This is a genomic window from Albibacterium sp., assembly GCF_035514885.1.
Classification (GTDB): Bacteria; Bacteroidota; Bacteroidia; order Sphingobacteriales; family Sphingobacteriaceae; genus Albibacterium.
On record NZ_DATJCH010000012.1, the window covers coordinates 93,504 to 118,587 of the forward strand.

A 25,084-nucleotide genomic window follows, 5' to 3' on the forward strand; every position below is an offset into this window, starting at 1 on the left:
AACAACTCCAATGTATTTGGACAGATAATGAAATACATGAAGACCTCTTTGGATTTAGTTAGAAGCATATAAAAATTGATTACTAATGTATTAACATTTTAATATACTTATCAAATGAGTGATGACATGATATCGGCAATGGGCGAACGGGCTGCGATGGGTGGTTATGTGCCTCAATTCAATGAATTTGCCCGCTTTGCTTACCGCGAGCTGGTAAATAACAATCTTGAATGGATTAAAATTGCCGATCCCGAAGCTGAAAAATTAGACGATATTCAATTTGCTACCAAAAGTGAAGTTCACGCTTATCAAGTGAAATGGACTATTGCCGGTCAAACCATCAGCTATCTCAATTTCGTTAATTTATTACCCTTGATTCTATCGAGCTGGAAAGGGCTTGGAGAAATCCATTCCAAAAACAAGAAAAAAGTTATCGCTCATTTACTGACTAATAAGACACTTTCCAAACATGATCGTATAATGTCTGGAAAAAAGATGATCGGGACTTTTGCTGATTTTTACGTAGAGGTTTGGCAAAAATGGAAACTTGGTCAACCCGTAGTAAAAAAATGGAATTCAGTCATTAAGGAATTGATAGACAATCTGAAACTATCAGAACCTGAGTTTAAAACATTCATTTCCCAGTTTGAATTTCATCCCGCTCACATCGGTGTAGACCTCAAAGTTGGTTTGCGAGTGCACTCAGGCGAAGTAGATGATTTACTAACCTTTAGATCATTTTTGCTAGAAAAAGTATCTGACCCTGCGCGGGTAGTACCATTTACAAAAGAAGAAATCATTGATGGTCTGGTCTGGGCTACAAAGTTTAAGACAACATTTAATCATGAATTAAGTGTTGATGTTAACCGCTATCAATCCATAAGGCCAACAGTTAATGACCTGAATGAAAAATTATCAACACATAATAGCGGCTATCTTTTTTTGGTCGGTGGCCCAGGAAGTGGTAAATCCACACTACTGACAGAATGGATGAGGGGGCGCACGGAGCGAATTATTAAATACTATGCCTTTGACTTTACCAATCCATCATTCGCAGTCAACTACCAGGATCGTGGTGATGCAACCAACCTGTACTTTGATCTGGTTTTTCAGTTGAAGGAAGCAGGATTTTATAGAAAGTCGGTTTTGCCTTATAAAGATCTTGGGTTCTTAAAATCTGTTTTTTCGGAACAATTGGAAGAGCTTGGGCGTGAACATAAGGAGCATAAAACCAAAGCTATTATCGTTATCGATGGACTGGATCACGTACCCAGGGAGTATACGTCAGTCAAACAAAGCTTCCTACGGGACTTGCCCTTACCTACAGATTTGCCGGAAGGTGTTTTTATTGTGCTTGGTAGTCAATCTTATGAGTTGGAAGATCTTAGTCAGGAAATTAAAGCGGAGTGGGGGTCAGGTAGCCGTTCAGTCCAGATGAATCCTATGGGCAAAAAAGAGGTAATTCAATATGCCGAATCTTCAGAAATTACACCCGTCCTTACCACTGAACAGCAAGAATTGCTTTTCGACAAGTCTCAAGGACACCCACTATATTTATCTTATCTCGTAGAGCAATTGAAAAATGCTGAAAATAGGGACGAGACATTAAGTGGATTTATCACAATTGAAGGTAATATCCTGTTATATTACAATAAAATTTGGGAACCAGTCAGTGGCAATGCTGGGCTGATTGAAATGCTTGGTCTGATGGCTCGGATCAACGAAAGTATCTCAATTGATTTCGTTAAAGAGTGGGGGCTGCCGAAACAATCTCTACTCGATTTTAATAGGAATGCTCGGATACTATTTGACGAAAGCCAAAATTATTGGACTTTTTTTCATAACTCGTTTCGACTGTTTCTACTATCAGAGGCGGCAGTTGATCCATTGACTAATAAATATGACGCCAACCAGGACATCAGCTACCACCAACGCTTGGCAAAATTCTATAATATGTCGACAGTCGAACCTAGCTGGAAACAAAATTATCACCTATTTGCATCAGGTGATTTTGAACAATTTATTGCAGCAACTTCTCCTGAAGCATTCTTTTCACAACTAATCAATTTTCGCCCGCCTGATGAGATTAGAAGAGATATTAAGTTGGGAATCGAAATTGCGCAAAAAGACAGTAATTTAAGTACCCTGCTTCGTTATTTGTTTTCTTTGGCAGAATTAGATCGGCGGACTTTTAACGTTGAGCCAGCTTCATATATTGAAGAATTGCTGTTATTAGGTAAAATAACACAAGCTAAACACTACGCTAGGAAAGGGGCAACACTCTTGATAAACCAGCGTTATGCTTTGGAAGTAGCCAGACTGTTTTACGAGTTCGGAGAATGCGCCGAAGGTTTGTTGCTGTTTAGTCTGGCACAGCCCGAAATGGTTACAGAAGAAGGTATTATCTTGGATTACCGGGAGAATATCGACAACTCCTCTTATAACTTGTTGCAGGAGTGGGTAACCTCGGCGGCATTATTCCAAAGCCACAAGACAGTCTTGCAAAAAATCAGTAACCTTAAGGCGATCAACCTCCCGATAGAGCGTGAACCAATGATAACCCCTGAGTTGATTACTAGTCTGCTGATGCGTGACTTGGCTATCGCACTAATTAATCAGGAAAAATTTTCTGAAATGCAAGAAGTTCTCGTTTGGTTTGATCTAACGGTGGACCAACAGAAAACCCATTTCTTCCACATATTACGTTATGCAGTAAATGCTAATGCAGGACAAAACAAGGACGAGGCAAGGAAGTTCTTGAAAATTTTGCTTGCCAACTTTTCACCTTCAAATACTAGCAATGGTAAACGGATCGCGATGGCAGAACTGATCTTAAGCCTCGAAAAGGACAAAGAACTCGCGGCTAAATGGATTGACGGTGTTAAGCAGCCCCTGATACAAAATAGTGAAAAATTAGGCTTTGAGCCGAGCTTTAATGTATTTCGGCCTCTAATAAAGCTCAATAAAGTAATGAACTTGATTGGCAAAGGGGTGACTATAACAGCTGCTGTCCCTTCAGACTCATACACCTCAGACGACCATGTTATTGTTGAATTTCAACGTATGCTGTGTATGATAACACAGTTACTATGCGAGGGATTAGAAAGCAAACCTATTATCGACCTCACTCGGCGGATTAAACCAATTATCCAGTTTTACAATCGTGAGTTTCCAATGCGGAATTCGTATTGGTACCGACTCACGCAAATGAAAACAGATTATTTTGATTTTCTGATACAAGCAGTGTACGCTTCAGGCAGGAGAAATGTGGAGGGATTAATTACTGAGCTGGAAGCCAATATCGCCAAACATTGTAAATATTGGACCAGCGAACACGTACGTGGCATTGCCAACACCTTACTCACAATGAATTTGGAAGTCGAAAGAGCTTTGACATTACTATCCTCACAGGAATCGATCATGCTAATCGATAAAGATATTAACGGTAGGATTACTGAATGCATGGAGCAGGCAAAAAGCTATCTGTTAGTCGACGACAAGGAAAAGGCAGAAAAATGGCTAAAAAAAGGAATAGAAGAATCTATCGGTGTTGGCTACCGCAAAGACTATCAATACAACACTTGGCTAGACTGGCTGATTCAAAATATCCAAAGACATCCAGAAACAGCATCACAAAATATTGGTTGGTTCTTATCCCACCTACATCATTTGAGGGAAGCCACGGAGGGACGAGCGGCTGATCTGGCAGCAACTAAATTACTGGGCTTGACACTCAATTGGAATCCGAGTGCTGGCGTTACACAAATGAAATGGATGCTCGATAATGCCTTAATCGACTATGAAGATGCCGTAAGCACTTTTGTAAAATCATTGTTGGCAAAAGAAACTAGTTTACAGGAATATGAATTATTAGTCGGAATCTACGCAAATCTCTATTTATTTTTTGCGGTTGATTCCGACCATAGTTTACTGAAGCGTTTATTACGAAAAGGGGAAGTACTTTATTCTGAGACATTTGGCGATATTTGGATACCGACCATGTACCACATCATTACGACAAAAGCACTTGATGAACAACGCCCTGGATTGCTCATCGTGCTGGAGGAGTTCCTGAAGGACACCGGAAAAAAAGTGCATGAACTGATTCCGGGTTTTGCCATTCCTGAAGAACCCGATCATCGTAGGTCTGACTCGTCTTCTTCATCAAACACACTTGTTATCGGTGCAGATCATCAAAGTATGCTCCATAGAGACGTTATAGCTTTAGTGAATAATTACGAACAATTCAGGGATTTGCTAAAGAAAGAAGACAAGGCTAATTCCTGGTATAATTGGACAGAAGTTTATAAGAAGATAGAATCCTCAATTGATTTGGCTAGAATACAGGAGATCAGCGAAATCATTATCGGAAACCGGAAGCCGATTGAGTTACTTGTTTTGTTAAGTGAAAAAGCTTACGAACTTGGCGATAGCGCGTTGGCTGAACAACTGGTTAACGAAGGAATCTCTCAGTCCAGTGCTAGTGGCTGGATAACATTTTATGATGGAGGTTCCCGCATTAAAACTTTTACAGCGCTACGTAAAATAAAAGGTGCCGCTGGGATAAAAAAAGCATTTGATGTATTTAGTTATGACTTATTGCATAGTGAATCGGCCGGAAATTATGCAGAAGCTTTGGATGAAATTTTACCTGTGATAGCACCCGGATATGATGAAGATGCTATATGGTCACAACTGTTTGGATACCTTCAAAGATTAATGTCCACCAGCACACCTTCAGAGAATTTACCTGACCTAAGTCCGCAAGATAAAAGCCTTTATGATAATATCATTGATTTGATGAACTATTTTTCGGCATATCCAGTAACCCTTGTTTACACGGCAGCACAAAAATTGCTTGCAGGTCAATTAAGTGGTAAGATGCAATATCCGATTCAGGTTGTTTCCTCGTTGCAAAAGGATAATGATGAAAGTGCAGAACTATTCATCGGTCTATTACTATTATGCCAAGAATACGGAAATGATATTTCTGTCTTTTACACACAACTCAATCAATTAGCTATGTCATCTAATTTTATGATTAGGTCTGAGGCTGCTCAATTACTAGAATTAAATGGTCAACAAATTCCCGAGATTGCTGAGCAAACCTTATCGCCGTTCTATAAGTTGGATCTTGATAGCTCTGGCTCAGATAGCATTACCCTTAACATCGAAGGAGAAGTACACCCACTTGGTCAGATCATCAGGTTAATCAAACCGCTAGACCGGGATCTGAAGATCTTATCCAAGATGACGGGAATTGCTGAAAAAACGCTAATATACCGCACATATATACTGTTAAGCCGAACTGGTATACCTGTAGATTGGCTGAATGGAGACGATGGCGATTTTAGTAAGCATTTGGAAAGGATACGCTTGAGGTATAGTTACACTAAGCCCCGCGTCCTAGCCGTGAAACGCGCTATCGCAAGAGTGGTGTCCGAATTGGTAGATGCCGGAACATTTGATAAGGAATCTGCCGTTCAATTTTTTGGCCCTCGTGACAAAGGTCCCGATTTATTTGCTGCTACTAAAAGACCTGTATTTATTAGACGGCTGGGTGAAAAGAAATTCATGCTGGACACTAAACATTGGCTGGAGGAAATAGAGAAAAATCCGAGATTGAAAGAGACTGTATTACGTAATGAAGATGGACGTAATATTATTGGCGAATACACAGTCCTTACCAGCCTATTTTGGGGTAAAGCAACGCAGGTGTTCATGAGCCAGATTAAAGGTAGCCCGGAAACGAACTATGGGTGGTTTATCTTTGGAGGTGTAATCAATAAACAAACAAATGATTACCACAACCTTAAAAAAACAGGTAATAGTCTAATTATTATTCGAGAAGAAACTCATGGTAATTTTAGTACATTATCCAGTTGGATCGCCTTCAATCCGGTCTTAGCAAAGTATCTCGGATGGCAACCGCTTCCAGGAAAGTTATTTGCTTGGGCAGATGAATATGGCAATTGCCTGATAGAGTCTGTTTATTGGCTGGATGGAAATATCAAAATGCAACCACCACATTTATATAGTGAAGCAGGTGAAGGTTGGTATGTATTAGCAACTGACCAAGCTTTAGCAAAAATAAAGGAGATCGAACCTTTGCTTTATCAAGAGAAATTTATTTATCGCTCTAAAGAAAATGACAGTGACTCTGAACAACACTCGACAATTATTGAACTTGAATAACTTACTGAGGTCAAAATCACTGTTTTATCTCTGTTCTTTGACAGTCGTGTTCATAAGTACAGAGTTGAAGGGGGGCTGTCTTGCTAAAAGCAACCAATCTAGAACCTCAGTATTGTTCAAATATTATCTTTTCAGTTTGATTGTGGCAGGCTGTATTTCTTTAGTATATATAATATCCTTTAAATCTGAAGCGTCTCTCAATTGATTCAACCGTCTCAAATCATCCAAAAAAGAGTTCGAGTTTTGTACCAGTGGGTTCACAAAAGGCGCAAGAAATTGCGCCTTTTTGCATTAAACGACCCTGTTTACTGCGATTTTTACAAAAAAGCGATTCATTTAATATCATTCTATAGCATATCATTCGGTGACCTATTCAGTGACCTATTTTAAATGGTAAATTTAGGTCACCGAATTAGACGGGTTTGATGAGGCGAATTGGACAAAAAGGACTCTCAAATATTTATTTGTTAACCTTTTAGTGTGGGATGATGAAAATCAAACAAAACATGGATTTTCTGCTTGGGATACGCAGAAGTCAAACGAAAAATGATGTGGCACCTTTGTACATCCGAGTGACCATTGACGGTATTTCTAAGAAAATATCGCTGGGAGTAAAAATTAATCCAAAAGACTGGGATATTAAATCCAAGCGGGTCAAAAAAACAGAGCCTTCTTATAAGGTCATTAATTCCAAAATTATTCAAACTCAAGTTGATTTAGATCGGCATTTCAACGCTTTGCAAACTCAAGTAGATCGGGTAACACCCGATATGGTAAAGAATGCATACCTAGGGAGGTTGGAAACAAAAGCAAACTCAGAGAAATCTGAAAAAGGGAAAGACACCATCCTATATGCTTTTGATGAGTTTATTATGCGCTTCAAAAAATGGTCGATAAAGGACTCTGATCATATGATACACTCAAGCATTGACGTACCACCAAAAAGAAGGTGGAATCATTTTTAGTGCATAATTATAAAGCGAAGGATCCTGCACTAAATAAAATTGAACCTAACTTCGGTGATAATTTCTATGATTACCTTACCCTTGAGGTAAAAGTTCCACTGGCTTAGCCATCGGCTAAGAAACATATCAAAAACTCCAAGCAGATTATTAAATCAGGTGTCAAAAAGAAGCTAATTACAGTCAATCCTATTGAGGACTTTAAATGCGGTGGCGATGATACTCAAATCCTGCCCTTAGAACTTCATCAGGTAGATGCCATCTACAATAAAGATTTTGGTATTGATCGCTTGAATGAAGTTCGTGACTCTTTTGTTTTCCAATGTTCACTGGCTTTGCCTATCAAGATATCTATGGGCTTACATTAGAGAACATTGTTCACGTCAGAACAGCTAAGGAAAAGTGGTTAATCAAAGACCGGGTCAAAACAGGTGTATCCGAAATGGTTCCAGTACTACCCATTGTGAATGATTTGATCAAGATGTATCGGAATCACCCCAAATGCATCATTAATAACCGATTGATGCCCATTGACTCCAATGCCGGTATAATAGCTATTTAAAAGAGATTGCGACTATCTGTGGTATCAAAAGGGATTTAAACACTCATCGCGCCAGGCACACCTTCGCCGATATTATGCTCAATTCTGGAGTGCCACTGGAAGATGTCAGCAAAATCCTTGGTCATAAAAATATCCGAACCACCCAACGTTACTGCCGTGTTCGGAAAGAACGTATCAGCCAAAGTATGCATATGGCTAAGAACAAACTGTTTTCTGAGGATGGAAAATTGATGTTGGTAGGTTGATGAAAAGAAGTTTTATGACTGTTTCAGTTGTGTGTAGAACAGTTAGCCTCAATCTCCAATTCCTATTAAGAACATTAATTAAAAGCCACTTCTACAATCAGCGTCAAAAAAACAATAGTATTAAGTTTATTATTATACCTTTTTTTATTTAATTTTGTATAATTACATACCATAATAAAATATGAAATACGACCTTTTAAAAAATGTTGTCAATCTTTTAGAAGAATTTGAGACGGAAAACGTATTAGGAAAAAAATATCCTAATGATATCGAAGGCTTTAAAAAATGGATAAATGCTAATGATGAGAATATAAATAATGAGCCATATTGGGAAGGGAAAGAAAATGGGCGTAGTGCCGAAAGTGTTATTAATACTTTAATTGTCCATATGAACAGATATGCCAAAAGTTATTCCAAGTCCGCCATATTTGGTTCAGATTTTTCTACGCAAGAAGATTTCATTTACCTTATTAACCTAAAAGCGTTTGGTGAAATGACCAAAATGGACTTGATCAAAAAAAATGTCCACGAGAAACCTGCCGGAATGCAAATTATCAATCGGTTGATTTCACAAGGCTGGGTTAATCAAACTGCTTCTGAAATTGATAAAAGAAGTAAAGTTTTAAAAATCAACGATAAAGGTTTAAAAGTTTTAGAAAATCAAATGGACGAAATCAGGAAAGCAACTAAAATCGTTACAGGAGATTTAACACATAATGAAAAGATGGAATTAATCGGATTACTTAATAAGCTCAATGATTTCCATCAATCGATTTATGAGAAAAATATTGAACCGAGAAATTTATTGAATGAGGTTTTAAAAGATAAAAAGGCATGAAGAAGAAAATAGCGGTTATCGGTTCTGGTTTTTCAGGATTGTCTGCTGCATCTTATTTGGCAAAAGCGGGAAATGAAGTTCACGTCTTTGAGAAGCACGAACAGCCGGGAGGACGCGCAAGGCAATTTTCTACTGTACAAGGATTCGTTTTCGATATGGGACCAAGTTGGTATTGGATGCCTGATATTATAGAGAGCTTTTTTGCTGATTTCGGTTATAAAGCTTCTGACTTCTTTGAGTTGATTTCATTAGATCCGCAGTTTGAAATGATTTTCTCAGAAGATAAAATCAGTGTTCCCGAAAGTTTGAAAGAATTAAAAAACTTGTTTGAACAAATTGAAAAAGGCGCAGGATTACGATTAGAAAAATTTATGAAATCGGCGAAATTCAAATATGAAGTAGGGATGCAGGATTTTGTGAACAAACCTTGCCATAACTGGGCGGAATTTATTTCTCCAAAAATTGCCAGAAGTGCGTTGAAATTGGATTTGCTGACAGACTTCAGATCGTACGTTGCAAAGTATTTTAAAAGTGAAAAACTAAGAACATTGATGGAGTTTCCTGTCATTTTTTTGGGTGCTTCTCCAAAAAATATTCCAGCATTGTACAGTTTGATGAATTACGGAGGTTATGCTTTGGGGACGCATTATCCGAAGGGCGGCTTTTATCAATTGGTTCTAGCGATGAAAAAGGTAGCTGAAATCAATGGTACGGTTTTTCATTTTAGTAAAACCGTTGAAAGCATAAATGCACAAAATGGCATGATAACATCATTGACCATTAATGGTCAAATCTATGGATTTGATGCAGTCATTGCTTCTTCGGATTATCATCATACAGAAACACTTTTAAATAAAGAGCTTAGAAATTATTCTGAAACATACTGGCAAAACAGAACATTTGCACCATCAAGTTTGATTTATTATTTGGGTATTAATCAAACTATTCCCAACCTCAAACATCATACACTTTTCTTTGAAAATGATCTGGACGAACATATTGATTGTATCTACGGCGAGAGAAAATGGCCCGAAAAACCATTGTTTTATGCCTGTTGCCCATCAAGAACAGATGATACCGTTGCTCCCGCAGGCAAAGAAAACCTGTTTCTTTTGATGCCTTTGGCTATCGCAATAAACGATGAAGAATACGTACGGGAAAAATATTTAGCACAAATGCTTTCAAGGATCGAAAGACATACAGGCACAACCGATCTACGATCAAAAATTGAATACAAAAGGAGTTATTGTATCAGTGATTTTATTTCAGATTACAATGCTTATGGCGGCAATGCTTATGGACTGGCAAACACACTCAGCCAAACTGCGGTCTTGAAACCTAAAATAAGAAACAAAAAATTAGAAAATTTATTCTATACAGGTCAGTTGACTATTCCTGGACCCGGAGTTCCCCCATCGATTATATCGGGGAAAATTGTAGCGAATGAGGTAATCAAACTTAAAAACTGAATGTTATGAAGCACCTGTTCGACGAGCTTTCTTACTCGGTAAGCAAGATAACAACCAAAAAATACAGCACGAGTTTCTCCTTAGGTATTTTAGCTCTGAAACCGTCTATTCGTTCTGCAATATATGCGATATACGGATACGTAAGACTAGCAGATGAAATCGTAGATAGTTTTCATGGGTACGATAAAGAGAAATTACTGAACAGATTAAAACAGGAAACAGAAAATGCGTTGCAGGAAGGCATTTCGCTCAACCCGATTTTACAGTCTTTTCAAGAAACCGTAAATCGATATAAAATCGACAAAAGCCTGATTGAACAGTTCTTACATAGCATGGAAATGGATCTGCAAAAAATAGATTATAATTCAGAATTGTACGAGGAATACATTTTTGGTTCAGCGGAAGTAGTAGGTTTGATGTGCCTCCAAGTATTTACGGATGGAAATAAAGAACAATATGAAAGGCTGAAACCCTATGCGATGAAGTTGGGTTCGGCTTTTCAGAAAGTTAATTTTTTAAGAGACTTGAAAGATGATTATCAGGTTTTGGGCAGGACTTATTTTCCCAATATTGATATGGAAGTATTTGATAATTACGTAAAGTGTCAAATTGAAAAAGAAATAGAGAAAGAGTTCAAAGAAGCCTTAACAGGGATTAAGAAACTGCCCCATTCATCTATATTTGGAGTGTATTTAGCGTATAAATATTATTTGTCTTTATTTAAGAAGATAAAAAGAAAATCATCCGTAGAAATACTCAATAACAGGGTTAGTATTCCTAATTCTGAAAAGGCATTTGTGGCGTTCAAAAGTTATATCCGATATAAAACAGCTTATCTATAATGAAATTTCTTGGTTTACTAATACCAACAATATTCTTTCTGACAAGTTTAACTGATTTGGATATAGTAAGAGTAAATTATAACAAAGTTATAGCAGACAAGGAACTGTGCAAAAAAATGATTGAAGAATTAGCGGAAACTAAGAACAATCCAGCTACTCATTCGGCTTATTTAGGTGCTTTGCAAACCATTTGGGCAAATCATGTTTTTAGTCCGATAAGTAAACTCAATACATTTAAAAAAGGAAAGAAAAACATCGAGCAAGCAATCAAAAAAGAACCTGATAATGTAGAATTGAGGTTTATTCGTCTTTCGGTTCAAAAAAACACACCGTCTTTTTTAGGATATAAATCAAACATAAATGAGGACACTGAATTTATCAAGAAAAACCGTCATCGAATTGGTTCAGAGATTGTGCATAAAAATATAAACAAGCTTTTAAAAGACTAGGCAATGAAACATCAATTATACAAAGAACAACAATTGCATTGTGATATCGAGACTGCGTGGAATTTCTTCTCTTCTCCGAAGAACTTGTCGAAGATCACACCCAATGATATGAGGTTTACCGTACGGTCGGATTATAACAGTGAACAGATTGTTGAAGGAATGATTATCGATTATACCGTTTCGCCGGTGCTGAAAGTTCCGTTGAATTGGAGAACACGGATTACTCAGGTGGAGTTGAACAGGAGCTTTACTGATTTTCAGGAACGAGGACCCTATAAATATTGGAATCACTTTCATGAATTTATACCCAATAATGAGGGTGTTCTTGTTAAAGATACAGTAGATTATGAATTGCCACTCGGTGTGCTAGGCGAAATCTCACATCGGGCATTTGTGAAAAGGAAATTAGCAGACATCTTTAATTTCCGTTACGGTGTTTTAGAAAAACTTTTTAACCCAATAAAAAAATAAGATGAATTTTGTAATCACATTGATCACATTTATATTGATGGAAGGAGCCACTTGGATTATCCACAAATACGTTATGCACGGTTTTTTGTGGGTTTTGCACAAAGATCATCACGATCACAGCAACGAAGGCGTTCTTGAAAAAAACGATTATTTCTTTGTGTTATTTGCTATACCTACGATTGCTTTAATGTATTTCGGTTCATTAAAAGATTTTAATTACTTGTTTTATATTGGATTGGGCATTATGCTTTATGGAATGGTTTATTTTTTTGTGCACGATATTTTTATCCATCAAAGGATTAAATTTCTGACCAAGGCCAAAAGTCCCTATTTTTTGGCCCTTCGCAGGGCACACAAACAACATCACAAGCATATTGGAAAAGAAGAAGGCGAGTGTTTTGGTTTTTTATTTGTGCCTTTCAGCTATTTTAAAATGTATTTTAATTCCGCTAAGAAATGATGGCATATACATATTCATTGATATTACTATTTACGATCATCATTTGTTTCATAGCATCTTTCGACAAGCGAATTCTTTTTAACCATCATTTTGGGGCATTTGTAAAGTCCGCAATTCTTGTGGCCGTTCCCTTCATAGCTTGGGACGTATGGTTTACGGCAACAGGTGTGTGGTGGTTCAATACGGATTATACCCTCGGAATAGTATTAGCGGGATTACCGCTTGAAGAATGGCTGTTTTTTATCTGCATCCCGTTTTCCTGCGTGTTCACCTATTTTTGTTTTGACAAATTTTTCAAGTTAGACTGGCTTTTAGGATTTAATAATATAATCGTTTTTGTCAGTGTGATCATCTGTTCGGTTATTGCTTTGTTGCACGATGACAAGATATATACGCTGGTCACAGCTATTGCTACCATAACAACTTTAATCTACCTGCATTTTATTGCCCAGGCGGACTGGATTGGCAAAGCATCACTGGTGTTTACAATACTGATGTTAGGTTTCATTCCGGTTAACGGTGTGCTGACCGGCACCGGACTGGAAACACCCATAGTGAATTACAATCCCCAAGATTTTCTGGGCATACGAATACTAACGATACCAATTGAAGATGCGGTTTATGGCTATACGCAATTCCTTTTGGTATTGTATTTTTTTAAACGATTTAAACATACACGCGATGAAAACGAAAGATAAATTTTTAGTAGTTGTCTTTTTTATAGGAGTAGTTACCCTCTTAAATTCTTGCGCATCCATTCCTAAAAATGCAAAGGCGGTAAAAAACTTTGATGTCAATAAATATTCAGGCACTTGGTACGAAATTGCTCGTTTTGACTTTCGTTTTGAAAAGGATTTAGACAATGTTTCCGCTCAATACAGTCTGGATAAAAAAGGAAATGTGAGCGTGTTGAACAGTGGCTACAATTTCATAAAAAAAGAATGGAAAAAAGCAGACGGTTTAGCCAAATTCGGGGAAGATGGAGATATAGCTAAATTAAAGGTTAGTTTTTTCGGTCCTTTTTATTCGGGATATAATGTCGTGGCATTGGATGAAGATTACCAATATGCGTTGATTGCAGGAAAGAATCTGGATTATTTATGGATTTTATCGAGAACAAAAGACATTCCCGAAGGTGTTAAAATCAACTATTTGAAAATTTCCGAGGAAATTGGTTATGACACGTCTAAACTGATCTGGGTAAAGCACGACAGGAACGATAATCCATTTTTGAATGAAGAGTAAGGTTTCCGTTTTCTGGTTTCGTAGGGATTTGCGATTGGAGGATAATGTGGGCTTATATCATGCCTTATCTTCAGGGTTTCCTGTTCTTGCCATTTTTATTTTTGATCCAACAATCTTGAATAAATTAGAAGATAAAAAAGATAGAAGAGTTGACTTTATCCATCAGGCACTTTCAATAATAAATGCGGGAATTAGCACATTCAATGCAAGGTTGAATACGTTTTACGGAAATCCGATTGAAATTTTTAAAATTATTTCTGAGAAATATGCTGTTCAGGGGGTCTTTTGCAATAGGGATTATGAACCGCAAACCGTTGAAAGAGATACAGAAATTTGTCAATTCCTTAAAGAACAAAATATTGCTTTTAAAGCATTCAAAGACCAAGTTGTTTTTGACAAAAACGATGTGTTGAAAAATGATGGAACGCCTTATACTGTTTACACACCTTATTCCAGAAAATGGAAAGAGTTTTTGAAAGAGCAAAATTACAAATCGCATGATCCTGATTACGCTAGTTTTTTTAAACAGGAGTTTGCCGAAATTCATTCGTTAAGTGAAATCGGTTTTGAAAGAACCAACATCACTTTTGAATACCCTGAATTAGATGCGTCACTCATTGATGAATACGACAAATTCAGGGATTACCCTGCAATGCAACGGACAACACAGTTGGGTATAGCTCTTCGGTTTGGCACCATCAGTATCCGTAAATGCGTAGCTTTTGCGTTGAACCATAATCAAACTTGGCTGAATGAATTGATCTGGCGGGAGTTTTTTATGCAAATTTTATATCATTTCCCGAAAGTGGTAACTCAATCTTTCAAAGCGAAATATGATAACATCAAATGGCGAAACAATGAGTGGGAATTTGAAAAGTGGTGCGAGGGAAAAACAGGCTATCCGATTGTAGATGCCGGAATGCGACAATTGAATCAAACAGGCTTTATGCACAGTCGGGTTCGGATGATTGTAGCGAGTTTTTTGTGTAAACATTTACTGATCGACTGGCGATGGGGCGAAGCCTATTTTGCTCAAAAACTGAACGATTATGATTTATCAGCCAACAATGGGAACTGGCAATGGGCAGCGGGTTCGGGTTGTGATGCTGCACCGTATTTCAGGGTATTTAACCCAATTATTCAAACCGAAAAGTTTGACAAAAAGTTGGAATATATAAAAAAATGGCTTCCAGAATTTGGAACAGAGGCTTACCCACAACCCATAGTAGAACATCGTTTCGCAAGAGAAAGGGCTTTAAAGGTATATGGCCAGGCTGTTAGAGAAAAATAATTAGTAACCCTCGTTTACCAAAAAGAGAAAAAAATCCTTTTTCTCAGAAGCCATTCAAACTGAAAGCGGAGAAGAAGTGTCTAACAAAGAAGTTAAGAGAAAATTCTAGAAGAATGGTGCAATAATTATCGGTACTGAATCAAAATTAAATTACATTTTTGATTCAGTTGAAAGACTTGGAGGAGTTTACCAATGAAGATACCGAAAGCGTATTCAATATTTGAGAGAAGAAACTTGAAATCGAACAGCAAATTAAACGCATAAAAGTTGGTGAGGATGTAAAGATAAGAAAGCGTGGAACCAACAGTGTATTCGATGGTTTGTTAAGCGGAAATTTCAAGGTTCTCTTACGCCTAACTTCCATAGTGATTATGCTGTTGAAGAAATACTTGACTTAGAGAATATTCTTGAAGACGTCAGATCTGAAATACTTATAAAATCTTATATTGAACTAGGGTGTTTAGTCATCAGCGTTTCGGATAACGGAATAGGTATCGACCCTTACAACCTGGATTTGATATTTAATAAACTTCATAGGGTAGAAAGTTCGGTCGAAGGTAACGGGGTTGGGCTTTACCTAGTAAAAGAGATTCTAGAAACTTCTGGTGGAAAAGTAGCGGTCAAGAGTGAACAAGGGAAAGGTTCAGTTTTTACTGTGTTCCTTCCAATCAAGAGCAAACCAAAGGCGCCATAAGGATACGGAGTGCTTGGGTATTTTCCTCCCATAGTCTCTTTTTTTACCTGTTTTAAGATAAATAAAAACTAATTATCCATCAGCTTGTCATTCTATTAATTATTGCTATTAAATGGAAGAATTGAAAGCACTAACTATTGTATGTTACGAATTTTACTCGCAGAGGATAATGACCTAGTTAGGGATAGCCTCAAACTTTTACTTGGACAGGAACACGACTTTATTGTTGACGATGCAGTTGATGGCGAAGAAGCATTGGCGAAACTCGAAAAGATTGAGGTAGATATTGTTATTACTGATCTTAATATGCCAAAGGTTGATGGTTTTGAACTTATAGAAGAGCTGAAAAAATGGAAACCCAAAATTCAGATATTGGTTTTTTCAGCCCTTGGCAACACTACTCACGTCGCCAGAGCGTTCCGTGCCGGAGCGTCTGCCTATCTGACGAAAGACAGCAGCGCCGATGAACTCATTTTTGCTCTTCGTCATGTCGCCCAGAAAAAGCGATACCTGAGTTCCAATTTGTCAATGTCAATCTTTGAAAAACATCATCAGTTTGATTAAGGGTGCAAACCCGCCCCTTGTATTGCATATTTCATATTTCCAAAAATGAGTTTAGGTTCTGTCCTAACAGGTTCACAAAAAAAGCCTTCAAAGTCAAATGATTTTGAAGGCTTTTTAATTTTATTAAAGTTAGAAACCATACATACCACCCGAAACAGAAATTTGCTCACCTGTAATCCAAGCTGCATCATCAGAAGCAAGGAAAACAGCAGCTTTTGCAATATCTTCAGGTTGTCCTCTACGTCCAAGCGGCGTTTTGGCAATAAACATTTTTTCATACTCACTGCCGGCAGTGACACCTGCAGTAGCTGCTCCTTCTGTTTCTGTAGCTCCTGGCATAATAGAATTAACACGAACGTTCCTTGTACCCAATTCTTTCGACAAGGCAATTGTTATAGCATCCAATGCTGCTTTAGTTGAAGAATACAACGAGGCTGCCGGAAGTGGCATTTTACTTGACCCTGAACTGATGTTAATGATATTGCCACCCTTATCACCAAACAGCTTCAAAGCAGATTGGATGGTAAGTATAGAACCCAAAACATTGACATCAAAATGCTTGTGAAAAGTTTCTACCGATACTTGATCAATGGGTAAAAATTGCTGGAAAACGGCATTGTTTACAAGGATATCTAAAGTGCCGTATGCCTCATTTGTTTCTTCGAACAACCTTGTTACATCAGCTTCCTTCGATATATCAGCCTTTACTGCAATGGCTGAGCCTCCATTATCTGTGATAGACTTTACTACACTATCTGCGCTCTCTTTACTTGAAGCATAGTTTACTACAACCTTTGCACCTTCTGCTGCAAAATGTTTGGCGATAGCTGCACCTATTCCTTTTGAGGCGCCTGTAATTACCGCTACTTTGTTTTCTAATCTAGCCATTTCTTTTAGTTTTTAATATTATTAGTTTATAATTTGATAAGGTTTAAAGTTGATAACGGTCCGCCAGGGAATCGTTGCAGTTTCCCACCTTCATGCAGACTGCCCAAATCAACACCCGCAAACCCGATGCGGTTAAGAATACTTGCTACTATTGCTTTGGCATCATCATCATTTCCTGAATAGAAAATCACTCTTTTCCCACCACCAACCTGTGGATTGGCAGCCAATACTTGTGCATATAAAGTATTAAAGGCTTTAACAACTTTTGCACCTTTAGTCAATTGACATACTACTTCACTGGATGTTTTCGAGCCCGGTTCTGCTAACACAAATTCCGGACTGTCCCAATTAGTTGGATCTATCACAACTTTACCTTCCAATGAAAGAGGATCCAATGCTTCGGCTACTTGTTGCCAACGTACAGCAAGAAGTATTACATCAGCCTTGGCTGCTTCCTCTACCGAACCAGCTACAATATTGCCACCGATTTGCTTTATTTTTTCTTTAAGTGTATCTGCTCCACGACTATTGCTGATAACCACTTCGTAACCTGCAGCGGCTACATGTTTTGCGAATGCTGTACCGATAGTTCCGGCACCAATAATTCCTATTTTCATCTTTTTTAATTTTTAAATTAATTATCAATTTGTATCACAAAGATACTATCGATAGTATACTTATGAAACTAATGTAAGTGATAGTGGTTACTTTCAGGTAACCAAAAAATAAAAAGCATGATGAGAGATCAAAGATTTTCCCCGCAGAATGCCCATTAAGTATCATTGTGGAGTAAATGGAAGCCATCTTTATTTATATATTTATACAGAGATAATTCGGCCAGGAAATTATAACTTAGTATATGTATCGTAGAAAATTCTTAAAGCTAACAGGAATGTCTGTCTCATTAAGTGCTATTGGCACAAAGGTGATAGCAAAGACCATTATTAATCCACCGAAGCAACAAAACAAACCAATTGTTATTTCTACTTGGGACTTCGGGATTGCGGCAAACCAAGCAGCTTGGAATATCTTATCGACTGGCGGCAGAGCGCTTGATGCAGTAGAGCAAGGTGTTTGGGTGCCAGAGGCAGATCCTAAAAACCAATCTGTTGGGTATGGAGGTTTACCTGATCGAGATGGCTTTGTAACCTTAGATGCTTGTATCATGGACGAATTTGGAAACTGTGGTTCCGTAGCTGCACTCGAACATATTAAGCATCCCATTTCTGTTGCTCGCAAGGTAATGGAAAAAACACCTCACGTAATGCTTGCTGGTGATGGTGCACTTCAATTTGCCCTGCAAAATGGCTTTAAGAAAGAAAACCTGCTCACAAAAGAAAGTGCAAAGGCTTGGGAAGAATGGTATAAAACAGCCAAATATCAGCCGGTAGTGAATATAGAGAATAAGCTTTTTGATAAGGTGACTCCTCAAAAATTACCTGGTAATCAATACAATCATGATACAATCGGCATGTTAGCCTTAGATTCAAAAGGTAACCTGTCTGGTGCTTGTACCACCAGTGGAATGGCTTATAAACTACATGGGAGAGTAGGCGACAGTCCCATTATTGGAGCAGGTTTATATGTAGATAATGAAATTGGAGGAGCTACTTCTACAGGAGTTGGCGAAGAAGTAATCCGGAATGTAGGCAGTTTTCTGGTTGTAGAACTCATGCGCCAAGGATATTCACCCGAAGATGCCTGTAAAGAGGCTGTGATGCGGATTATAAAGAAAAAACCAGATATAGCTAAAAACATACAAGTAGGCTTTTTAGCCCTCAATAAAATGGGTCAGTATGGTGCTTATGCTATACAAAAGGGATTTAGTTATGCAGTTTGCAACGCACAAAAGAATGATCTATTGATTTCTGGGAAAAGTTATTATTAACAGCACTTAAAAAAACGGATGATTAATATGGAAGTATGTGCCAACTCTTTAGAGTCGGCAATTGCAGCACAAAAGGGAGGAGCAATAAGGGTTGAGCTTTGCGATAATCTGGCAGAAGGAGGTACCACACCCAGCTATGCCCAAATAGCCATGGCTAAAAAGATGTTACAGATTAAGGTATATCCAATTATACGCCCCAGGGGAGGTGATTTTCTATATACGCAGTTGGAGTTTGAGCTAATGAAGGAAGATATTAAAATATGTAAGTCTTTAAAATGTGATGGTGTAGTCATTGGCATTTTAAAGGCAGATGGCAGCATTGATAAAGAAAGATGTAAGGTTTTAGTAGAGCTGGCCAGTCCCATGGGTGTAACTTTTCACCGTGCCTTTGATATGAGTAACGACTTCGAAAAAGCCTTGGAAGATATTATCGAAATTGGCTGTGAGCGTGTGCTTAGCTCAGGCGGCGAGTCTTCTGCTTTGAAAGGTGCCGCTACTTTAGCCAAGCTAATTGAGCAAAGTGCCGGCAGAATTATAGTGATGCCTGGTGCGGGTATATCCAAAACAAACATTACCGAACTCATCAAAATTACCGATGCTATAGAATTCCACGCTTCTGCAAGGCATACTTCAAGTAGCGAAATGCAATTCAAGAATCAGAAACTAAGTATGGGAGCAGCTGCTGATGAGTTTAGCCATGATCTTACCGACAGCCAGTTGGTAAAAGAATTAATTGATTTGGCAAATAGCAATTAACTCTTTATTTAGAATCCATATCTTGAAAGACAAATCCAACTCCATAAACATTATTGATTTGAATTCTTTTTGATGGCGAGAGTGCTTTACGGAGCCTTGAAATAAAAACATCTAAACTTCTACCCATAAAATAATCGTTTTCACCCCACAAGTTTGTCAGAATTTCTTCTCTAGAAAGAACTCGATTGCTAAACCGATACAGATACAGCAAAAGCTCTCCTTCTCTAATCGTAAGGAACACTTCTTTATTATTTGCAAAGGTCAACTTTAAAAGATCCTGGTTAAAAATAACATCACCGATTTTCAGACAATTCGGATTATCTAAATGATTTTTCTCAGTACTTCTTTTAAGAATATTGTTAATTCTTAATACCAATTCATCAATATCAAAGGGTTTTGTAATATAATCATCTGCTCCAAGCTTTAACCCGGTAAGCCGATCGGGTTTTTCATTTCTTGCAGTTAGAAACACAAACGGCTGATCTCGATTTAATTTTAAAATCTTACTTATAAAATCAAAACCATTACAACCAGGAAGATAAATGTCTACTATTAGAAGATCAAAATCCTGATCCTTTAAATACGTTTTATAAGCAGATTCGGCAGTTTTAAACAAACTCACCTTGAATCCTACAAGCTCCAAGTATTGCTTGACCACATTTCCAAGATCATTCTCATCCTCTAGATAAAGTATATTTTTTATCATAATATTGCTTTTTGAATAATGATACAAAATGTTGTGTAGTGACCATTCTTACTATGGACCTCCAATTGCCATTCGTGTATCTTTACAATCTCACTTACATAATATAACCCTAAACCCAAACCGCTTGTATTCTTTATAATACGTGCTTGATAAAATTTCTCAAATATTTTTTTACGCGACTTCTCTGGAATCCCTACACCATTATCCGTGATGTTGAGTCGTATTTCATTATTATTATTCTCTATTTCAAAATGAATTAGTTTAGATGGGGAAAGATTATGCTTAATGGCATTATCAATAATATTATTTAATAAAGTTATCAATAAAAAGTGGTCAGCTTTAATAAAAATAGGTTCAATGTTATCAAAATTATTGCTAAACTTTACGTTCTCATCTTTCTTTAATTCGTAATCTTGTGTTATTTCTTTTATAAATCCTATTAGTTCTAAATTTGTTTTTTTTATTTCTTTTTTATTAAACTTTGCGGTGTCCACAACATGATTTACTAAAGCTTTTAATCGCAAACTTTGCCGCTCAATAACATCTGTTAACACCACATTATTATTATCCCTTTGTAGGCTCTTATTAGCCACAAGGATAGTTGCAATGGGTGTATTAAATTCATGTGTTATACTATTTATAAAGTCTGATCTTATTTCAGAAAGTGCTTTTTGCTTTAACCAGTTTCTATAGGTGGAAAAATAAATTCCAATAACTAAAACAATGGAAATAAATGACAGAAGAAAGGCAGGCAGGGAACTTTTTAAAATCGCTAAGCTTCTGTTTTGTGTATCCACATGCAAAAGAAAGACAATGGAATAAGAATTCGGTTCTGAGCTACTTACCTTTAATGAAGTTATTAAATTCTGTGGATTGAGTTCAGTCAAACCACCGCTAATTATCGAAGAATGTTCATTCGAGGAATCCCTTTCAAACAAATTAATAAATTGGGTTCCGTCAAAAGTGATGTTTAGACTTTTTATAACCAAAGCGTAACGTAGATCTTCCTTTAAGTGATTCTTTTTAATGATACGATTAATCACATCATTCATATTACTCGATTGTTTGAGTCTTTTTAAAAGACTGTCGCTTATCAATTCAGTTTTTTCAGTAAATCCTTTTGGGGTTGTGCTATAAAGTATCTTTAATTGAGGCAGGTTAGGGTATATATAATCATCTATAATCTCTTGTCCTCCTGGAAAGAGTTTATCATTATGAATAATTTGATTATAGCTTTCGCTTATTGCCATCTTTTCATTTAAGTAATACTGTTTGTTATTTAATATAACGGTATTATAAAGCAATCTGGATTGAACAAAAATTAATATTGCTAAACTTAAGAAGGCAATAACTTTATACAGCTTTATTGTTGAACTCATGTGTTAGGTTTGGAAATAACTAAAATAGAGAAATTTATTTAAGAACAATCCCGTTAAGTATCCATTAACAATTCGTTAGGATTTCATTAACAAAGCCCCCCATCAATAATATCTAATTTTACCCTACAGTTAACCAAATCATTTATAACCAAATCATTTATTGGATTAATCAAATTCTATGAAAAATTCATTACCAAAAGAAAAACTGGTATTTTTTAGATTAAGAGCCCTTTTTACTTTATTAGGTTTTTTCCTGCTTCTTAATTTAAATAATGCCTATTCACAACAAAATTCCATTAAAGGAGTTGTGAGAGATGGAGCTAATCAGGAAACTTTGCCTGGTGTTTCCGTGAGTGTGAAAAACTCTACAAAAGTCGCAGTAACAAACGAAGAAGGACAATTTACGATTGAAGCATCACCAGAAGATGTCCTCGTATTTTCTTACATAGGTTTCCTAGTAAAAGAAGAAACAGTGGGAAATCGTACCGTGATTAATGTTGCAATGCAGGCGGATAAAAAGCTTTTAGATGAAGTAGTCGTAATTGGATATGGAACTCAAAAAAGGAGCGAAGTTACTTCTGCAGTTGCTACTGTAAAAGAGGAAGACTTTAACCAAGGCGGTTCAAGATCTGCAATGGATTTAATTCAAGGAAAGGTAGCGGGATTGAATATTACCAGAGCAGAAGGAAGCAATCCAAATTCAGGTACAGCTATACAACTTAGAGGAATCACTTCACTCACTGGAACACGCGAGCCACTGATTGTAATTGATGGTATCCCCGGTGGAAGCCTAGATTTACTGCAACAAGAAGACATCGAGTCTTTTGATGTTTTAAAAGACGGATCAGCAGCAGCAATTTATGGTACCCGTGGAAATGCAGGGGTAATCTTAATTACTACTAAAAAAGGAAAAGCAGGTGACCCTGTATATGAATATTCAACCTATTTTCAGCGGGAGTTCATTGATAAAAAGCCTGCCTACTTAAGTGCAAATCAGTTCAGAGATTTAATTAAAGACGGTGTAATCAATAGTTCCCAAGACCTGGGTTCCTCTACCGATCTGTATGACCTTCTAGTGGATAAGGATAATTTAAGCCAATATCATACGCTAGCAGCCTCTGGCGGAACAGCGAAAGCAAATTACAGAGCATCTTTGTTTTATAATGATGCAAATGGAATTGCTGTTCAAAACGGGCGTAAACAGTTTGGTGGACGATTAAACTTCAACCAAACTGGTTTGCAAGACCGATTAAAATTGCAAATGAATGTGGCAACGAATTTTAACAGAGCCAATCTTTTAGGTGGTGATCGTGGTTTCTTCGAACAAGCAATTCAACGTAACCCTACTGCACCAATTTATAATGAGGATGGTACTTTTGTTGAAACTCAAGCTTTTAATAATTACAATCCTCTTTCTCGTCTTGCAAACAGAATTAATGAGAGAAATCAACAGACTTTTTCTGGCGACGCAAAATTATCCCTTGAAATAATTGATGGATTAACAGCTTCTGCTTTCGGATCGTATGTTAGAGACAACTACAATGACAGGCAATATAGATCAAAAAATGATTGGGATCAACGTCCTAACTCGGATTATCAAGGAATGGGTTATGCCTATAAAAGCAATTTTTTAAACTGGACTCAAACTTTTGAATCCACAATTGATTATAGTAAAACCTTTGCCGAGGTTCATGCTTTAAGTGCAGTATTAGGTTATAGTTACCAATATAGTTCTGAAGAAACCTTTAACGTCAATAACAATGGGTTTACAACAGATGGTTTTCTTGATTGGAATATCGGTGCAGGAAGTGCAATTAATAATGATTTATTACCTAGACCCGGCATGGGCAGCAATAAATTTGATAATCGTCTAGCTGCATTTTTTGGTAGAGTTAATTACGCATATAACGGAAAGTATTTTGTACAGGCAATATTACGTAGAGAAGGTTCTTCCCGTTTTGGTGCCAATCACAAATGGGGTAATTTTCCTGCTATGTCTTTAGGATGGACACTTTCGGAAGAAGAGTTTATGCAGGGAATTACTGCCATCAACAATTTGAAGCTTCGTGTAGGATATGGTGTAACAGGTAACCAAGGTATTCCAAATTACCAATCCTTAGTAACACTTGGAACTGGAGGAGTATATCCTATTGATGATGTTTACTATCAAACATACGGTGCAGCCAGAAACCCTAACCCTGATTTGAAATGGGAACGTAAAGCAGAATGGAACTTTGGTTTAGACTTTGGTGCTTTTGCTAATCGTATTACTGGATCCATCGACGTATATAGAAGAAATACTACCGATTTATTGTATCGATATAATGCACAACAACCTCCATTTGTTAGAAACACGTTATATACTAATGTAGGCTCAATTAGTAATAAGGGAGTAGAAATTTTACTTTCTGGAACGCCTATTCAAAATGACGATTTTAGTTGGAATGTAAGCTTAACTGCAAGCTCTCAGTTCAATAAACTTACCAAGTTGTCTAACGATGTTTTTCAAGCAAACTACTTAGAGTTTTACGGACTTCCATCTCCCGGTAATTTAGGAAACGCATTCCGATTGGAAGAGGGGGGAGAAGTAGGAAACTTTTACGGAAAACGATTTGCAGGATTCAATGATGAAGGAAAATGGCTTTTTTATAAGGCAGATGGAAGTGTGGCACTGGCAGGTGAAATGAATAACGATGATTTAGCCATCATTGGCAATGGGGTTCCTAAATACAATGCCGGTTTAAGTAATACCATTAACTATAAAAATTTTGATCTAACAGTGTTTTTCAGAGGAAAATTTGATTTCGATATCTTAAATACTAAAGAACTTTATTTCGGAAATAAGAAGTGGTTGCCAAATAACGTGTTAGAAAGTGCAATAGGAAAGAATAGTGAACTAAATGATGATCCACAATACTCTGATTATTATTTAGAAAGAGGAAACTTTGTGAAATTGGATAACCTTACATTAGGATATCGATTTAACTTAAAAACTCCTTACATACGAAATATGCGCCTGTATGTTTCAGGAAGGAACTTAGCGACCATAACAGGATATAGTGGAATAGATCCTGAGTTACAAGATACCGGATTCGAAACTGGAGTAGATAGAAGAGATTTTTATCCAAGAACGAAATCATGGACAATCGGATTAAATGTCGGCTTCTAATCTATAATTCC

The 25,084-nt window shown here is 37.1% G+C and carries 22 protein-coding genes; 18 read left to right on the forward strand and 4 right to left on the reverse strand.

The genetic code is table 11. From position 1 onward, the window contains the following. Nucleotides 1–114 precede the first annotated feature (114 nt). The 15 genes from VL047_RS04235 (at nucleotide 115) to VL047_RS04305 (ending at nucleotide 16,287) form a co-directional block, all read left to right on the forward strand. The gene (locus VL047_RS04235) at nucleotides 115–6,195 is read left to right on the forward strand and encodes an ATP-binding protein (protein ID WP_325358851.1); all 6,081 of its coding nucleotides are present in this window, start codon (nucleotides 115–117) and stop codon (nucleotides 6,193–6,195) included. Nucleotides 6,196–6,701: 506 nt separating this feature from the next. Continuing rightward, nucleotides 6,702–7,160, forward strand: coding sequence for an Arm DNA-binding domain-containing protein (locus VL047_RS04240; protein WP_325358853.1), 459 nt, complete (start codon nucleotides 6,702–6,704; stop codon nucleotides 7,158–7,160). A gap of 319 nt (nucleotides 7,161–7,479) precedes the next feature. Beyond that, nucleotides 7,480–7,719, forward strand: a complete 240-nt coding sequence (locus tag VL047_RS04245) for a hypothetical protein (RefSeq protein ID WP_325358855.1) — start codon at nucleotides 7,480–7,482, stop codon at nucleotides 7,717–7,719. 23 nt (nucleotides 7,720–7,742) lie between these two features. Further along, nucleotides 7,743–7,964 carry a tyrosine-type recombinase/integrase gene (locus VL047_RS04250; RefSeq protein WP_325359539.1) on the forward strand — a complete coding sequence of 74 codons (222 nt, stop codon included), beginning with the start codon at nucleotides 7,743–7,745 and terminating at the stop codon, nucleotides 7,962–7,964. A 181-nt stretch (nucleotides 7,965–8,145) separates the two neighbouring features. After that, nucleotides 8,146–8,802 carry a helix-turn-helix domain-containing protein gene (locus VL047_RS04255; RefSeq protein WP_325358856.1) on the forward strand — a complete coding sequence of 219 codons (657 nt, stop codon included), beginning with the start codon at nucleotides 8,146–8,148 and terminating at the stop codon, nucleotides 8,800–8,802. Further along, nucleotides 8,799–10,271 (forward strand): phytoene desaturase family protein, encoded by a 1,473-nt coding sequence (locus VL047_RS04260; protein WP_325358857.1) that lies wholly within the window; start codon nucleotides 8,799–8,801, stop codon nucleotides 10,269–10,271. Before VL047_RS04255 ends, VL047_RS04260 begins: the two co-directional genes overlap by 4 nt. A gap of 5 nt (nucleotides 10,272–10,276) precedes the next feature. Beyond that, nucleotides 10,277–11,113, forward strand: a complete 837-nt coding sequence (locus VL047_RS04265; protein WP_325358858.1) for a phytoene/squalene synthase family protein — start codon at nucleotides 10,277–10,279, stop codon at nucleotides 11,111–11,113. 116 nt (nucleotides 11,114–11,229) lie between these two features. Then, nucleotides 11,230–11,562: a hypothetical protein gene (locus VL047_RS04270; RefSeq protein WP_325358859.1), complete on the forward strand. Its 333-nt coding sequence runs from the start codon at nucleotides 11,230–11,232 to the stop codon at nucleotides 11,560–11,562. Nucleotides 11,563–11,565: 3 nt separating this feature from the next. Beyond that, nucleotides 11,566–12,033 carry an SRPBCC family protein gene (locus VL047_RS04275; protein WP_325358860.1) on the forward strand — a complete coding sequence of 156 codons (468 nt, stop codon included), beginning with the start codon at nucleotides 11,566–11,568 and terminating at the stop codon, nucleotides 12,031–12,033. A 1-nt stretch (nucleotide 12,034) separates the two neighbouring features. Beyond that, on the forward strand, nucleotides 12,035–12,493 hold the full coding sequence (locus VL047_RS04280) for a beta-carotene hydroxylase (RefSeq protein WP_325358861.1): 459 nt from the start codon (nucleotides 12,035–12,037) through the stop codon (nucleotides 12,491–12,493). Beyond that, a complete protein-coding gene (locus VL047_RS04285) occupies nucleotides 12,490–13,191 on the forward strand; it encodes a lycopene cyclase domain-containing protein (RefSeq protein WP_325358862.1) in 702 nt (233 codons plus the stop codon). Before VL047_RS04280 ends, VL047_RS04285 begins: the two co-directional genes overlap by 4 nt. After that, nucleotides 13,175–13,738 carry a lipocalin family protein gene (locus VL047_RS04290; RefSeq protein ID WP_325358863.1) on the forward strand — a complete coding sequence of 188 codons (564 nt, stop codon included), beginning with the start codon at nucleotides 13,175–13,177 and terminating at the stop codon, nucleotides 13,736–13,738. The genes VL047_RS04285 and VL047_RS04290 overlap by 17 nt, the downstream gene beginning before the upstream one ends. After that, nucleotides 13,728–15,029, forward strand: coding sequence for a deoxyribodipyrimidine photo-lyase (locus tag VL047_RS04295; protein WP_325358864.1), 1,302 nt, complete (start codon nucleotides 13,728–13,730; stop codon nucleotides 15,027–15,029). Before VL047_RS04290 ends, VL047_RS04295 begins: the two co-directional genes overlap by 11 nt. A gap of 433 nt (nucleotides 15,030–15,462) precedes the next feature. Beyond that, on the forward strand, nucleotides 15,463–15,723 hold the full coding sequence (locus VL047_RS04300) for a HAMP domain-containing sensor histidine kinase (protein WP_325359540.1): 261 nt from the start codon (nucleotides 15,463–15,465) through the stop codon (nucleotides 15,721–15,723). Between the two features lie 141 nt (nucleotides 15,724–15,864). After that, on the forward strand, nucleotides 15,865–16,287 hold the full coding sequence (locus VL047_RS04305; protein WP_325358865.1) for a response regulator transcription factor: 423 nt from the start codon (nucleotides 15,865–15,867) through the stop codon (nucleotides 16,285–16,287). A 129-nt stretch (nucleotides 16,288–16,416) separates the two neighbouring features. Here the strand turns inward: VL047_RS04305 and VL047_RS04310 are convergent, their stop codons facing one another. Beyond that, complete coding sequence (locus tag VL047_RS04310; RefSeq protein WP_325358866.1) at nucleotides 16,417–17,175, reverse strand: glucose 1-dehydrogenase; 759 nt, start codon at nucleotides 17,173–17,175, stop codon at nucleotides 16,417–16,419. Nucleotides 17,176–17,201: 26 nt separating this feature from the next. After that, nucleotides 17,202–17,792 carry an NADPH-dependent F420 reductase gene (locus VL047_RS04315; protein ID WP_325358867.1) on the reverse strand — a complete coding sequence of 197 codons (591 nt, stop codon included), beginning with the start codon at nucleotides 17,790–17,792 and terminating at the stop codon, nucleotides 17,202–17,204. A 242-nt stretch (nucleotides 17,793–18,034) separates the two neighbouring features. On the opposite strand from VL047_RS04315, the gene VL047_RS04320 reads away from it, so the two are divergent. Together VL047_RS04320 and VL047_RS04325 are read left to right on the forward strand one after the other, a co-directional pair. Continuing rightward, on the forward strand, nucleotides 18,035–19,063 hold the full coding sequence (locus VL047_RS04320; RefSeq protein WP_325358868.1) for a N(4)-(beta-N-acetylglucosaminyl)-L-asparaginase: 1,029 nt from the start codon (nucleotides 18,035–18,037) through the stop codon (nucleotides 19,061–19,063). 18 nt (nucleotides 19,064–19,081) lie between these two features. After that, nucleotides 19,082–19,819, forward strand: a complete 738-nt coding sequence (locus VL047_RS04325; RefSeq protein WP_325358869.1) for a copper homeostasis protein CutC — start codon at nucleotides 19,082–19,084, stop codon at nucleotides 19,817–19,819. A gap of 4 nt (nucleotides 19,820–19,823) precedes the next feature. Here the strand turns inward: VL047_RS04325 and VL047_RS04330 are convergent, their stop codons facing one another. Further along, the gene (locus tag VL047_RS04330; RefSeq protein ID WP_325358870.1) at nucleotides 19,824–20,525 is read right to left on the reverse strand and encodes a response regulator transcription factor; all 702 of its coding nucleotides are present in this window, start codon (nucleotides 20,523–20,525) and stop codon (nucleotides 19,824–19,826) included. Continuing rightward, the gene (locus VL047_RS04335; protein WP_325358871.1) at nucleotides 20,522–21,904 is read right to left on the reverse strand and encodes a HAMP domain-containing sensor histidine kinase; all 1,383 of its coding nucleotides are present in this window, start codon (nucleotides 21,902–21,904) and stop codon (nucleotides 20,522–20,524) included. The genes VL047_RS04330 and VL047_RS04335 overlap by 4 nt, the downstream gene beginning before the upstream one ends. A 178-nt stretch (nucleotides 21,905–22,082) precedes the next feature. Between VL047_RS04335 and VL047_RS04340 the strand changes: the two genes are divergently transcribed. Continuing rightward, nucleotides 22,083–25,073, forward strand: coding sequence for a TonB-dependent receptor (locus tag VL047_RS04340; protein WP_325358872.1), 2,991 nt, complete (start codon nucleotides 22,083–22,085; stop codon nucleotides 25,071–25,073). Nucleotides 25,074–25,084 lie beyond the last annotated feature (11 nt).